This is a genomic window from Brevibacillus sp. MER 51 (assembly GCF_023714195.1).
Classification (GTDB): Bacteria; Bacillota; Bacilli; order Brevibacillales; family Brevibacillaceae; genus Brevibacillus.
Genome location: NZ_JAMAUS010000014.1, coordinates 23,014 through 35,962, shown reverse-complemented (window position 1 = coordinate 35,962; position 12,949 = coordinate 23,014). Strand labels below are relative to the sequence as shown.

At 48.8% G+C, this 12,949-nt stretch carries 10 protein-coding genes and 2 riboswitches; of the genes, 2 read left to right on the top strand and 8 right to left on the bottom strand.

All coding sequences use genetic code 11. The features are described from left to right. Positions 1-20: 20 nt before the first annotated feature. A complete protein-coding gene (gene kdpA, locus M3630_RS24460; protein WP_221866678.1) occupies positions 21-1,694 on the bottom strand; it encodes a potassium-transporting ATPase subunit KdpA in 1,674 nt (557 codons plus the stop codon). Positions 1,695-2,580: 886 nt separating this feature from the next. Further along, positions 2,581-2,727, bottom strand: a riboswitch (cyclic di-AMP (ydaO/yuaA leader). Positions 2,728-2,967: 240 nt separating this feature from the next. Here kdpA and M3630_RS24455 point away from each other — a divergent pair. Then, the gene (locus M3630_RS24455) at positions 2,968-3,336 is read left to right on the top strand and encodes a Na-translocating system protein MpsC family protein (protein WP_064202541.1); all 369 of its coding nucleotides are present in this window, start codon (positions 2,968-2,970) and stop codon (positions 3,334-3,336) included. A 58-nt stretch (positions 3,337-3,394) separates the two neighbouring features. Here the strand turns inward: M3630_RS24455 and M3630_RS24450 are convergent, their stop codons facing one another. From M3630_RS24450 to M3630_RS24425, 6 genes are all read right to left on the bottom strand, one after another. Beyond that, positions 3,395-3,805, bottom strand: a complete 411-nt coding sequence (locus M3630_RS24450; RefSeq protein WP_251253834.1) for a hypothetical protein — start codon at positions 3,803-3,805, stop codon at positions 3,395-3,397. Positions 3,806-3,824: 19 nt separating this feature from the next. Continuing rightward, complete coding sequence (locus M3630_RS24445) at positions 3,825-4,760, bottom strand: glycine betaine ABC transporter substrate-binding protein (RefSeq protein WP_251253833.1); 936 nt, start codon at positions 4,758-4,760, stop codon at positions 3,825-3,827. Continuing rightward, on the bottom strand, positions 4,757-5,596 hold the full coding sequence (locus M3630_RS24440) for an ABC transporter permease (protein ID WP_251253832.1): 840 nt from the start codon (positions 5,594-5,596) through the stop codon (positions 4,757-4,759). The genes M3630_RS24445 and M3630_RS24440 overlap by 4 nt, the downstream gene beginning before the upstream one ends. Beyond that, positions 5,580-6,806 (bottom strand): quaternary amine ABC transporter ATP-binding protein, encoded by a 1,227-nt coding sequence (locus M3630_RS24435; RefSeq protein WP_251253831.1) that lies wholly within the window; start codon positions 6,804-6,806, stop codon positions 5,580-5,582. The genes M3630_RS24440 and M3630_RS24435 overlap by 17 nt, the downstream gene beginning before the upstream one ends. A 393-nt stretch (positions 6,807-7,199) precedes the next feature. Continuing rightward, positions 7,200-7,346, bottom strand: a riboswitch (cyclic di-AMP (ydaO/yuaA leader). Between the two features lie 753 nt (positions 7,347-8,099). Next, complete coding sequence (locus M3630_RS24430; protein WP_251253830.1) at positions 8,100-8,300, bottom strand: copper ion binding protein; 201 nt, start codon at positions 8,298-8,300, stop codon at positions 8,100-8,102. A 64-nt stretch (positions 8,301-8,364) separates the two neighbouring features. Further along, a complete protein-coding gene (locus tag M3630_RS24425) occupies positions 8,365-10,785 on the bottom strand; it encodes a heavy metal translocating P-type ATPase (protein ID WP_251253829.1) in 2,421 nt (806 codons plus the stop codon). Positions 10,786-11,033: 248 nt separating this feature from the next. On the opposite strand from M3630_RS24425, the gene M3630_RS24420 reads away from it, so the two are divergent. Continuing rightward, a complete protein-coding gene (locus tag M3630_RS24420) occupies positions 11,034-11,945 on the top strand; it encodes a VanZ family protein (RefSeq protein WP_251253828.1) in 912 nt (303 codons plus the stop codon). A gap of 77 nt (positions 11,946-12,022) precedes the next feature. On the opposite strand, the gene M3630_RS24415 is transcribed toward M3630_RS24420, so the two are convergent. Next, complete coding sequence (locus M3630_RS24415; RefSeq protein WP_251253827.1) at positions 12,023-12,949, bottom strand: pseudouridine-5'-phosphate glycosidase; 927 nt, start codon at positions 12,947-12,949, stop codon at positions 12,023-12,025.

Genomic DNA, 12,949 nt, shown 5'->3' with positions numbered 1-12,949 from the left:
AGCTTTTGAACTTCCCCTTATCATCGGATTGTGAGCCACTCGGCGATTGGGCCAAGAGCAAGCACAGGCAGGAATGTCAGTGCGCCTACGATCACTACAGTCGCAATCAAAATCACCGTGAATACACTATTGTCTGTGCGCAGCGTACCCATCGTTTCCGGTACCGGCGTTTTTGCGAGCAAGGAGCCTGCTACCGCCAGCATCGTAATGATCGAGACGTATCGACCGAACAGCATGACGAGTCCGGTAGAAATGTTCCAGAATGGCGTGTTGTCGCCCAATCCTTCAAAACCGGAACCGTTGTTGGCTGCCGAAGAAGTGTACTCGTACAACACTTGTGAAATACCATGGAAGCCTGGGTTCGACACTGCGGACGATCCCATTTCAGTTGCCAATGCAATAGCGGTTGGCGCCAAAATAATCAGGGGATGAACGAGAATCGCGATGGCGATCAGCTTCATCTCTTTCCCTTCGATCTTGCGGCCAAGGAATTCAGGCGTACGCCCTACCATCAAGCCCGCCAAGAATACAGCCAAAATCGCATACATCAAAATGTTAATCGTTCCGACGCCATCTCCGCCGAATACGCAGTTGAGCATCATTTCACCGAGCGGAACCAAGCCGCCAAGTGGTGTCAATGTATCATGCATGTTGTTCACAGTTCCTGTCGTTGCCGCTGTTGTCACGGCGGTGAACAAGGCGCTTTGTGCGATGCCAAAACGGACTTCTTTTCCTTCCATGCTGCCCATTTCTTGTGACAGGCCAGCCCGCTCCAGCGCCGGGTTGCCGTTTCCTTCATTGGCATACGCCGTAATCAGAAACGCCAGGAACATCACGAACATCGCTCCAAAAATAACCCAGCCTTGCTTGCGGCTCTTCGCCATGAAGCCGAATGCGAATGGCAGTGCCGCCGGGATCAAGAACATCGACAAAATTTCGATCACGTTTGTTAGCGGTGTCGGGTTTTCAAACGGATGCGAAGAGTTTACCCCGAAGAATCCTCCCCCGTTTGTTCCCAAATGCTTAATCGATACCAGTGAAGCAACGGGACCGCGAGCGATTTGTTGCTCCGTTCCGCTAATCGTTGTTGCTGTCGCTGTCGGCTCCATCGTCTGCGGTACGCCTTGGGACACCAAGAGCAGTGTCACAACAATTGCCAGTGGAATCAACACCCGTGTATGAGCACGCACCAGGTCAACGTAGTAGTTACCGATGCTACGCTGCCCTGTCAGCCCGCGCATGAAAGCCATTACGACCGCGATCCCTGTCGCTGGTGTCGTAAACATCAGGTAAATAATGACCAGCATCTGCGATAGATACGACAATCCGCTCTCCCCGCTGTAATGCTGAAGATTCGTATTCGTCAAAAAGCTGACGGCTGTGTTAAAGGAAAGCAACGGCTCCATCGCCGCAATTCCACTCGGGTTTCCAGGCAGCATCCCTTGCAAACGAAGCAAGAGATACGCAATCGCTACCATTGAAATGTTGCTAACCAGAACAGCCATTGCGTACTGCTTCCAGGTCATATCTGCTACGCGGATACCAGACAGCTTGTATATCGCTTTTTCCACCCCGCCAAAAACACGGTCCAGACGGGTCGTCTCCAGCGAAAAGGAGCGTGCCAAATATTTTCCCATCGGTATGGCGAGCACGAAAAGCACCACCAAAACCAACGCTATTTGTATAAAGTCCACGACAGTTCCTCCTACTCCCTCTAAAAAGTGGCTCCAAATAATCGAATGCTTCGGGTAACCCCTAGTATTTTTCCGGGTAAATCAATGCGTGGCACAGGTACATCGCAAGCCCTGCCATAATCAAAAGCAACCAGATCATTTCTCTTTCCCTCCCTGTTCTCTTACCACGGCGTCACAAAACTTGATGAGTGCAAAAAATACACCGAATGAAAGCGCCAAGAGCAGTATGGAAACCACATCCATGCCATGTCCCTCCTTTTTTCCGTACGAATTATTCCGTGAAGTCTGGCTGAAATCGTCTCTCTCGCTATCCCCTGTACGAGCTTTCTTGTAAAGGTAGTTCAAAAAGTTGTCTTTTGATCACGTAGTAGTCCTGAGGGCTTATGCGACGTCGAAAGTGTCGTTCACCTTCAAAGTCCGGTGCTCATGTAGGTCCCCTACACTCCGCTCCTCCTTCTTCAGGTTCTCGCCACTTTCTCGGTGCTGAAAAGCCACTTTTTTGAACACACATTTTTTTGAAGAAAACCTGCCATTTGGAATAAAAAAATAGACCAATGCTTACAATTCCCCCGAAAGATCGCCACATTTGACCGAGCGAAAAATAAACAGACGAAACAAGTCGCCCGCCATTTCGCGGCAAATAAAAATGATCCTTTGTATCGGAGAAAAAGTACTCATTGGTCTACCTAACGCCCAGCCGACTTGAAGTTGCCTTCTTTGCGTTTTGTCTCCCGTTTCCTTTTTCAAAAAAACAGCTATTTACTTGTAAGTAAAAACGGTCATTGGCCGTTTTTGAGCAAAACGAAAAGACCTGCATTACGTTTCGAGTCAACCTTTGTCGTCCCGTACGGATAACAAAAAGGCCTCCTCAAATAGGCGGTCTTTAGACCTCCCTCGCTTTAGCCGACGAAGTTAGCTGACGGGTAGGATGGCGAAAGAGTATCTCATCCCTCCCACGATTCATTCGTGGGATTAACCCCTACTGATTGGGTCCTCCGTTCCCGAGTGCCTCGGGATTTGGCCATATTTGCAATTGTTGGTTACGAATCTCATTATACGTCTGGCATAATCGGATGTTAATGTCCTATTTCTGTCTTTTTCACACGATTTCTGCATTCTTTATCCGTGTAAGCGATTTAAACCTATCAGGCCTCATCCGATCATGATATTTCATCGTTTCTCTTCCGTTTTCACATTATCAGCCTATTTGTTTGACAGCCTCTGGACAGCTGAGTAATATTAGGCACAATGATAATTATGGGAGGTATGGCGTTTGGCCATCTCTAACAAAAAAAAGCTGGAAGCTGAAATCAGCGAAGCATTCATAAAATTTCAACGCGAACTAATTGGACGAGGTCCGCAGGAAGCCAAGACCTACATCGTCGGTGATATGGTCATCGCCAGGTTCAAGGGTGTTCTTACCGTCGAAGAAAAGCATCTGTCCAGTCACGATAAAGGTCGCCGCATCGTCAAAGAAATGCGCGAGGTTCTCCGTGAAATGTACAGTGAAGAATCGGAAGAAATCGTAGAAAAGCTTACAACCTGCAAAGTACTATCGAGTCATAGCGACATCAGCACGAAAATGGGTGAACGGATCGAGGTTTATGTATTGGACAAGGACCTCGAAAAAATGTTGGGCTAAATTTTCACGAAAACAAGGCTCCGCCTCATTTGCAGGCGGAGCCTCTTCTATTTCTCTCTTAGCCACTCATCTGTTCAGCCAACCAGCCGTAGCCTCTATACCCGGGCTGACTCACGATGACGTGATTCGCCCCGAGCGCCTTGTATAACATCGCGTTCCGATGCTCTTGCGTCATCACAAAAATCCGGCAGGTGCCCAGCTGCTTGAACAGTGTAACGAAGTCGCGCCCCTCCGCCCACTCATCAGGAAAGATGTAGACGGATTGGTATATCAGCAAGGATTCCTGATCGCGGTAGCACTCGTCAAATGAGATGGGCAAAAAACGCTGAATCGTCTTATCTCCAGGCCCCGCTCTCAATGAAAAGGCACCTGGATTCCTTCCCCAAAACGCAGGCAAACTGTCGCAGCATAGTGTCTGGACAAAAGAAGTGAAAGCTTCCCCCTTGCCTATTACGAGATAATGCTTCATAGCAGCACCTCCCCTTCCCTTATTGGAGATCCTCAATGGACGAGATGTTCATGTACGAAGGAACCACGAGTCCGATTTTGGTTCCGTCGAGATTCGGACCCAAATCCTCGATTTGCCCACCGAATTTTTTCAAATAGCTCGTATCTGTAGACGGCAGCCACGCTGCAACCATCCCATCTACATCCCCAATGGCCACACCTGCCCACATCGGTCCAGTCTGCACCTGACTCAACTCGACTTCATACCCCAGCTTCTGCTCAAGCACATACTCTACGACGTGCGAGCTGGCAATCTCGGAATCCCATGCTACATAAGCGAGAGTCAGCTTCTCTTTTTGGACAGGCTGTATGCCCTCCACCCATTTCGCTACTTTGGCTTCATTGTTTTTTACCCATTCCGCAGCGGCCACTTCCGGATCTTTTCCGTCAATCATTTGAACCATGACCGACTCCATATCGGCTGGCTCCCACCAGAACTTATCCAGAAATTGATAGGCAGCAGGCTGATCCTCTTTCAGCCCTTTGCGCACGATGGTATGGATTTGTTCCGCTCCGCCAAAGCCGTTCTTTGGGTCGGCCAAGTATTTCAAATCCATCTTTTTAAACATCCAGTGCGGCGTCCAGCCCGTTATGATAATTGGTTCCTTCGCTTCGTACGCCTTGATCAAAGCTGCTGTCATAGCGGCATCTGAGCCTTCGACAAGCTGCCATTTATCCAAGCCATACAGGTTCATGACTTCCTCTGTCTTTACCATCGAGCCTGCTCCTGCGTCGATTCCGATGATTTTGTAGTCGAGCTTTTCTCCTAGCGCGTTGTCCGACGTCTCAGAAGGAATCGGACCGACCACCGTTGCTGTCGGTATTTGTGTGTTTGTGTTTTGACTAGAGCAGCCTGCGAGCCAAGCTGTCGCTCCCATCATGACTGCCAATATAGCTGGAATCATTTTGTTCATCATGTATTTCTCTCCTTTTTTCCTGCATGTTGGGTAAGTCGATCCAAGACGATAGCGATGATCACGATAGATAGCCCCGCCTCGAATCCTCTTCCTATATCCACTTGCGATACGGCGCGATATACGTCTGCACCCAAGCCCTTCGCCCCGATCATAGCCGCTATGACCACCATCGACAGGGCGAGCATGATGCACTGATTGACTCCCGCCAAGATCGTCGATTTCGCATATGGCAGTTGTACTTTCACGAGCTTTTGCCACCCAGTTGCGCCAAAGGCGTCCGCCGCTTCCTCCATTTCCGCTGGGACCTGACGTATGCCTAAGTTCGTGAGACGCACGATTGGCGGCAAAGCAAAAATAACGGAGGCAATAACTCCCGGCACCTCGCCCAAACCGAAGAAAAAGATCGCGGGAATCAAATAAACGAACGCTGGCATCGTCTGCATCAAATCCAGTACTGGCGTAACCAGATTGCGAAACGTATCGTGTCTCGCGCAAAGAATGCCCACCGGAATCCCGATGACGATCGAAATCATGGTAGCAGTGAGGACGAGTCCCAATGTCTCCATCGTTTCATCCCAGTACCCCAAGTTGTGGATGAGAGAAAGTCCAACAACCGTGAAGACCATGGACGCTCTCCCTGCAAAAACCCACGCAGCGACCCCCAGCAGCAAGATGAGAATCAGCGAAGGTATCTCTGCCAAAACCGTAGAACAGTAGGTCACCATCGTGGAAATGACGATAGCCACCGGTTCAAACAATACCCCTTTGTACTGGCCCAGCACCTCCACGAACCCTTCCATCCAACTGCCAATCGGTAGCTTAGGCACGACGTCCATCACTCATCACCTCTGCTCTCTGATGCTCTTGTACATTGACTTTGCCTACCAGCCCGCCTAGCACCGCTCCTTTTACGATGACACCCAATAATCGCTGCTGGTCGCCCACTACCGCAATCGGGACGTGCAGGTCTGCCATCATCGGGAACAAGCTGTGCAGACGTGCGTCAGGCGAAACGGTAGGGAGGTCGGTTTTCATGATTGCCTCCAGCGAATCTCCCGTACTGATCGCGAGTGATACGTCATAAGCCGTAATCAATCCAAGCAGTGTGCGCTTTTTGTCTACGACGTACAAGCTGGACACGCCATTATCCATCATGAGTTGCAGCGCCACTCGGGCCCCTTTGTCAGGCGTGATTGCTTCTGCACGTTTCATCACATTTTCAGCAACGAGCACCCTGGACAGGTCGGCATCCTCCACGAACTTCCGCACGAATTCATCCGCTGGGTCTGCCATAATTTCTTCCGGGCGGCCGATCTGAATGATCTGCCCGTCTTTCATAAAGGCAATCCGATCACCCAGCCGCAATGCCTCATGCAAGTCATGTGTAATGAACAGGATCGTCTTTTTCATCGTCATCTGGAGCTCCAGCAGCTCATCCTGCATATCTTTTCGAATGAGCGGGTCCAGTGCACTGAACGCTTCGTCCATCAAGAGAATATCTGGATTATTAGCCAACGCCCGAGCCAATCCGACCCGCTGGCGCATCCCTCCGCTCAATTGATCCGGGTGCGCATTTTCCCACTCGGTTAATCCAACGAGCGCGAGTGCTTCCCGTGCTTTTTCTTGCCGGAGTCCTGGCGGTACTTGCTGTATCTCCAAACCAAACTCCACATTTTCTCGTACCGACCGCTGCGGAAACAGGGCGAAATTTTGAAAAACCATCCCGAGCTTCTTCCTCCGCACCTCACGCAAAGCTGCTGCCTTCATGTCCACGATCTCTTCCCCATCGATCTCGATGCTTCCGCTCGTTGGGTCAATCAGTCGATTACACAGTCGGATTAAGGTGGACTTGCCGCTGCCTGACAGGCCCATAATGACGAAGATTTCACCTTCCTCGACTTCAAAGCTGACCTGATTGACACCGATGGACTGGCCGGTTTGCTTGTAAATTTGTTCTTTTGTACGTCCTTCCGCCAGCAGCTTCAAGGCCAGCTCGGGCTGCTTGCCGAACACTTTTGTGAGTTGATGGACTTTCATTTTGGACATGATATCCCTCATCCTTCGTTTTTTCGTAAATGGAAAAAGCCCGCGAAGTTTCGACACTCCAGCAAAACCAAGCAGGTACGCTTGATTTTTACTCGTGTTGAAAATCCACAGGCTTACGTAATACCTGGCGTCCATTTTCAGGACTCCCTGTACTCTGTCTTCCTGATTTCGATTGTCAGCGGTTTATGTCGTACCGACTGCCTCTCAGCGATCCACACCATTCCCTTCTCGTTGTATCGGCGTAAGCTGCTCATCGGTATTTCCATAAAAAATAGGCCGATCCATTCTTTTTCTCCAGAACAAAGGTCCCAAAGAAAAAGCCTGTATCGGCCTATCACACGCCCGCAAGGAATCCCCTTGTTGCGCATTATATGCCTAGACTTTATCCATTCATGACCTTCCCTGCTTTGGCCGACGAGGTTAGCTGACGGGTAGGATGGCAGAGAAGACATTTCCTCATCCCTCCTGATCACTCAGGATTAACCCCAAAAGATTGGTTCCCCCGCTTCCGAGAATATCGGAACTAGGCCGTATGTGTTGCCTCTTATTTAATGGTGATTGTGATTTGAATTATACGCTCGCTTCCAGTTATTGTGAACGTTCGTTTAGCACGGTTTTAACCGGATTCTGTTTTTCTTTATGAGTCGGATTGGATTAGCTGTTCGTTGCTTATTCGATTGAAGGATTAGTGCGCTATACTCGCTGTTGTGGTGGGGAGGAAACAGGAGAAAACGCTCAGATTCTTGGAACCCCTGCACGGGAGCATGGGGCGCCCGGCTCCGTGAAAAAAAGCGAAACCGCGTCCAAAGTAGTCCATCAGGATGTGGCTCAGAGGTGGACGCTAAAAGCAGTTTCTCTTTTTTTCACTGCGCCTCGGTAGGTGTGTCCAAAGATCTTCGCTTATTTCTCCTGTTTCCTCTACGAGCTGATGAGGTTTTTACATGCTTTTAACAGAGGAAGACCTCATGAAAGTTGCTTTCAAGATGTAAACAATAGCCGCTTGGGAAGAAGCCCCTTTCCAGTCCTAGCGCCTCTGGAGCCCTACCTAGCTTTGAAATGAATGGCGGGGGTTGTCAGCTTCAACCTCTGCGAATACATCTTCGAAACTCTACTTTTGAAGCGCTCCCGACATTCATTCCGGAGCGGACAGTCTAACCCCCTCGCGGGGCGTAGGCCGAAGCGTAGACTGGAAATGGGCTTCTTCCCCTCCACTACAGCCACTTTTACCTCAACACCAAAAAGCTCCTGCCTCATTGATTCAGGCAGGAGCTTTGCTTTTCAGAGACACGATGCTTAAACGACGTCGTAGCCTTGGTCTTCAATAGCTTCTTTCACTGCATCGAGAGTCAAGTTGCTCTCGTTGTAGGAAACCTCAACCTTTTTTTCAGCCAGGTGTACTTTGCCTTCTGCACCCAACTCTTTCAATGTGTTCTCGATGCGCGCTACGCATTTGTTGCAAGACATACCTTCTACGTTCAATGTGATATTTGTCATGATTAATCTCTCCTTACATTTTAGGTGATATAGGTAAGGCGGACAAAGCCGCTTATTACTGTTGTTACAGCTTCACTCGTTGCAGTCTCAGTGCGTTGAGTACGACGGATACGGAGCTGAAGGCCATTGCGGCACCGGCAAGCCATGGAGCGAGTAAGCCGATTGCGGCAATCGGGATGCCCAAGGTGTTGTAGGCCAATGCCCAGAACAGGTTTTGCTTGATGTTGCGAATGGTGAGTTTGCTCATCTCGATAGCGTCTGCGACACTGGACAGTTCGCCGCGCATCAAGGTAATATCTGCTGCTTCCATAGCCACATCTGTACCTGTACCGATTGCCATACCGACGTCAGCGGTAGCAAGTGCAGGAGCATCATTGATACCATCGCCGACCATCGCGACTTTTTTGCCTTGTTCTTGCAGTTTTTTCACTTCTGCGGCTTTGCCTTCAGGCAGGACTTCTGCGATGACGTGATCGATTCCTGCTTCGCGGGCAATGGCCTCGGCAGTTTGACGGTTGTCACCAGTCATCATAATCACAGTCAATCCCATTGCTTTCATGCGTTGAACAGCTTGCTTGGAGGTTGGCTTGATTGTATCCGCTACGGCAATCAGGCCAGCGAGCTTGCCTTCAACGACTGCGAGCATCGCCGTTTTACCGGAGCGCTCCAGTGCCAGCATGGTATCAGACACTGCATGGTACGAGATTTGATGTTTTTCCAGTAAGCGGCGGGTACCGACGAGTACTTCTTTGCCAGCGACGGTTGCCCGGATACCAAAACCAGGAATAGCTTCAAATGAACCTGTATCCGACAGAGTGATTCCTTTATCCGCAATACCACGAACGATAGCTTGAGCCAATGGGTGCTCAGAGTTTTTCTCAGCGGCACCAACCAAAGAGAGCAGCTCTTGCTCTTCGATATCAATGGCGATGACGTCTGTCAGTTCTGGCTCTCCTTTGGTTACGGTCCCTGTTTTATCGAGGACGATCGTATCCAGGTGGTGAGCCGTCTCCAGATGCTCCCCGCCTTTGAACAGGATGCCCAGCTCAGCTGCGCGTCCAGAGCCCGCCATAATCGAGGTCGGTGTTGCCAAACCGAGGGCGCATGGGCAAGCGATTACGAGTACGGCAATTGCTTTTTCCAAAGCCTCACCGAAGTTGCCAGGTATAACGAAGAAGTACCAGATCAAGAAAGTAAGAATAGCAATCCCTACTACGATTGGGACAAAAATCCCGGAGATGCTGTCAGCTACACGCTGAATCGGTGCTTTTGTTCCTTGTGCTTCTTCCACTACTTTAATGATTTGCGCCAGTGCCGTTTCTTTTCCGACTTTGGTTGCCTGGACCTTCAAGAAACCGTTTTTGTTCAAGGTAGCGCCGATGACGGTATCGCCTGCGGCTTTATCCACCGGAATACTTTCACCAGTCAGCATGGACTCATCAACTGCGGACTGTCCTTCCATGACGATGCCATCTACAGGTACTTTGTCGCCCGGCTTCACGTGAACGACGTCGCCCAGTCTTACTTCTTCTACAGGAATGGTCATTTCGGCGCCATCCCGTACGACTACGGCTGTTTTTGCTTGCAAGCCCATCAGTTTGCGGATCGCTTCCGAAGAGCGTCCCTTTGCTTTCATCTCAAACAGTTTACCCAAAACGATCAACGTGATCAGTACCGCACTGGTCTCAAAGTACAGCTCCAGCATGTGGCCACCATGAGCACCGATGGAGTTGATCGCGACCCATAAACTGTAGAAATAAGCAGCCGAGGTACCGAGAGCCACCAGCACATCCATGTTGGCACTCTTGTTGCGAAGGGCTTTGAAAGCTCCCACGTAAAACTGTGCTCCGATGATGAATTGTACGGGTGTTGCCAATGCGAGCTGTACCCACGGATTCATCAAGATTTCAGGCAGCCAGATAAACGAGGTGAAGGAAAAGTGGCTCACCATCGACCAGAGCAGCGGGAGCGAAAGAATCGCGGAAATCCAGAACTTGCGGGTCTGCCGTTTGATTTCTTCCTGGCGACGATCTACTTTTTCTTCTTCTTTTCCTTCTTCCTTGCGAGTGGCCTGATACCCTAGCTTTTCTACCTTTTGAATAATGTCCGTCACACTTACCTGTGAGGAATCGTACTCAACAGTGGCGGTTTCCATAGCCAGGTTCACGTTTGCCTTCAGAACCCCAGCTGTTTTGTTCAAGCCTTTTTCGATCCGTGTGGAGCAAGCCGCACATGTCATTCCCGAGATGTTTAGCTCCACCTTGTCAGTGACGACGCCATAACCGAGCGATTCGATTTTGGAGCGGATGTCGTCAATGTTCGTTTTCGTTGGATCGAAGACGACTGTGGATTTTTCCAAAGCCAGATTGACGTTGGCGGTCTCCACTCCCTCCATTTTTCCCAAGCCCTTTTCGATGCGCAGTGCACAAGCTGCGCAAGTCATCCCTGAAATTGCGACTGTTGCCTCTGCTGTTTTGGCACTCATTATCATCCCTCCAAATACCCTTATGGGGTATATTTTATCGTATCGTTTCCCTAACGTTGTTTCCTGATCACACCTTTACTATACAATACCCCCTCAGGGTATATCAAGTGCTTTTTTCAATTTTTTTCTAAATGGGCTTTACGTGCTGAAAATACAGGGAGAAATGAAGGCTGTGACTAACAACTAATCACTTACGTATTTATTCAGAGTTAAATCATTCAGAAACAAATAGCTTTAAGGAGATTGAAATGATGGAAACGAAATCACGGAAAGTCATCTTAGTTGGCACCATCTGCTATACGATTTTAATTTTATTTTTTATGTTCTTTGCGTTTAACAGGCTCGACGGTGCAACTAGTGTAGAAGGATATACCTTTATCCTTGTCCCGGAAGGAGTACCACTTAAATTTCCGGAACTAACTTATTCCTGGATTGTTGATTTCGGAAACGTTGCTGCTTTTATCCCTTTTGGAATATTATTTCCCCTGTTGTATCGTGTCAGATTTGGGAAGTTCATATCCTTGTTTGTCATAGCGATTCTCGTTTTAGAAACGATTCAGGCTTTAACGTATCTTGGCAGCTTTGATATCAATGATGTGATATCCAATACATTAGGTGCAGCCATTGGCTATGTTGCCTATCGAGTAGGATTTTCTTCAAATATTTCTTATAAAAAGCTCATTGCTTCGGCTCTAACGATTGTTGTACTTATATTTGGAGTCATGGTAGTCTCTGAAATCCTCAAAAAAAGAGAAGGCCCTGTCCAATCATTAACGGTTATGAAAGAAATGACAGGAACTACACCTATGACTGAGAACCTCCCAAGCTTCACCGTAGCAGGTGAGCGAATAGAACCGAAAATGAACGTGTATAGCAGTGAAGGTGAATCAACCAAAACATACACCTATATTCTGGGGAACAAAGAAAATGTCTGGCTTTCTTTCTATTTCGGCATTCCCGACAACGGAGACTCAACGGGTGAAGCCAAAATCATCGTAGATGGACAAGAAATATCTCAGTTAAACGAACAATCCTATCAAGGGGCAGAGGCTTTAAGGGAGTTGCCTTTTAACGAGGTAAACGAAATTACCATTATCGTTTCCGGAAACGCTAAGCTGTGGGATGTTGGAGTCCGTGGAATGCAGCATTGGTGGGAGTGAGTAAAATAAACGAAACGAGCCCTAGAAGCGATTCTAGCGGCTCGTTTTTCTTTGACTATTTTGTTGTTCAATCTCTCTTATTTACCTTGATTCGCTTCTTTCTGATAAGCTACCGCAATTTTTGCAGCTACTTCAGCATTGTGTTTCACCAGCGCGATGTTTGTTGCCAAGCTCTTGCCTTCTGTCAGCTTTTTCACTTTATCGAGCATGAATGGCGTTACCTGTTTACCTGCAATGTTGTTTTCTTTTGCTTCTGCGAGTGCTTTTTGAATCACAGCCTCGATTTCCTGGTGGTTGAGTGCATCGGATTCTGGTACTGGGTTTGCGATAATCATACCGCCTTTGAGTCCCAGATCCCATTTGGTGTTCATCATCTTACCGACTTCTTCTGGTGTATCGATACGCATGTCTACACCATATCCGCTTTCGCGAGCGAAGAAGGATGGGAATTCATCCGTGCGGTAGCCCACAACTGGTACACCTTGTGTTTCCAAATATTCGAGTGTGCGGCCGATATCGAGGATCGATTTCGCACCCGCGCATACTACAGCTACATCTGTTTGCGCCAGCTCAGTCAGGTCAGCAGATACGTCCCAAGTGATTTCGCCTTCACGGTGTACCCCGCCGATACCACCAGTTGCAAACATGTGGATGCCAGCCATCTCAGCTGCAATCATGGTAGCAGCTACTGTAGTCGCACCGATTTTACCGCTAGCCAAAATATAAGCGAAGTCGCGGCGGCTTACTTTTGCTACGTTTTTATTCGTTGCAAACTCCTCCAGCTCGCTGTCAGACAAACCGATCTTGATTTTGCCGTCCATGATCCCGATCGTAGCTGGTACAGCACCGTTGTCGCGAATAATTTGCTCTACTTCTTTTGCCATTTCGATGTTTTGCGGATATGGCATACCGTGCGAAATAATCGTCGTCTCCAGTGCAACTACCGGCAGGTTGTTCTCCAATGCGTGGCGTACTTCCTCAGTAAAGGTCAAATATTGTTTCAT

Excerpts from the sequence above, each read along its gene's own strand:
- M3630_RS24450 (WP_251253834.1), bottom strand. The coding sequence starts at position 3,805 with ATGAAGCATTATCTCGTAATAGGCAAGGGGGAAGCTTTCACTTCTTTT.
- M3630_RS24430 (WP_251253830.1), bottom strand. The coding sequence starts at position 8,300 with ATGACAAATATCACATTGAACGTAGAAGGTATGTCTTGCAACAAATGC.
- M3630_RS24415 (WP_251253827.1), bottom strand. The coding sequence starts at position 12,949 with ATGAAACAATATTTGACCTTTACTGAGGAAGTACGCCACGCATTGGAG.
- M3630_RS24445 (WP_251253833.1), bottom strand. The coding sequence starts at position 4,760 with ATGATGAACAAAATGATTCCAGCTATATTGGCAGTCATGATGGGAGCG.
- M3630_RS24425 (WP_251253829.1), bottom strand. The coding sequence starts at position 10,785 with ATGAGTGCCAAAACAGCAGAGGCAACAGTCGCAATTTCAGGGATGACT.
- M3630_RS24435 (WP_251253831.1), bottom strand. The coding sequence starts at position 6,806 with ATGTCCAAAATGAAAGTCCATCAACTCACAAAAGTGTTCGGCAAGCAG.
- M3630_RS24420 (WP_251253828.1), top strand. The coding sequence starts at position 11,034 with ATGATGGAAACGAAATCACGGAAAGTCATCTTAGTTGGCACCATCTGC.
- M3630_RS24440 (WP_251253832.1), bottom strand. The coding sequence starts at position 5,596 with ATGGACGTCGTGCCTAAGCTACCGATTGGCAGTTGGATGGAAGGGTTC.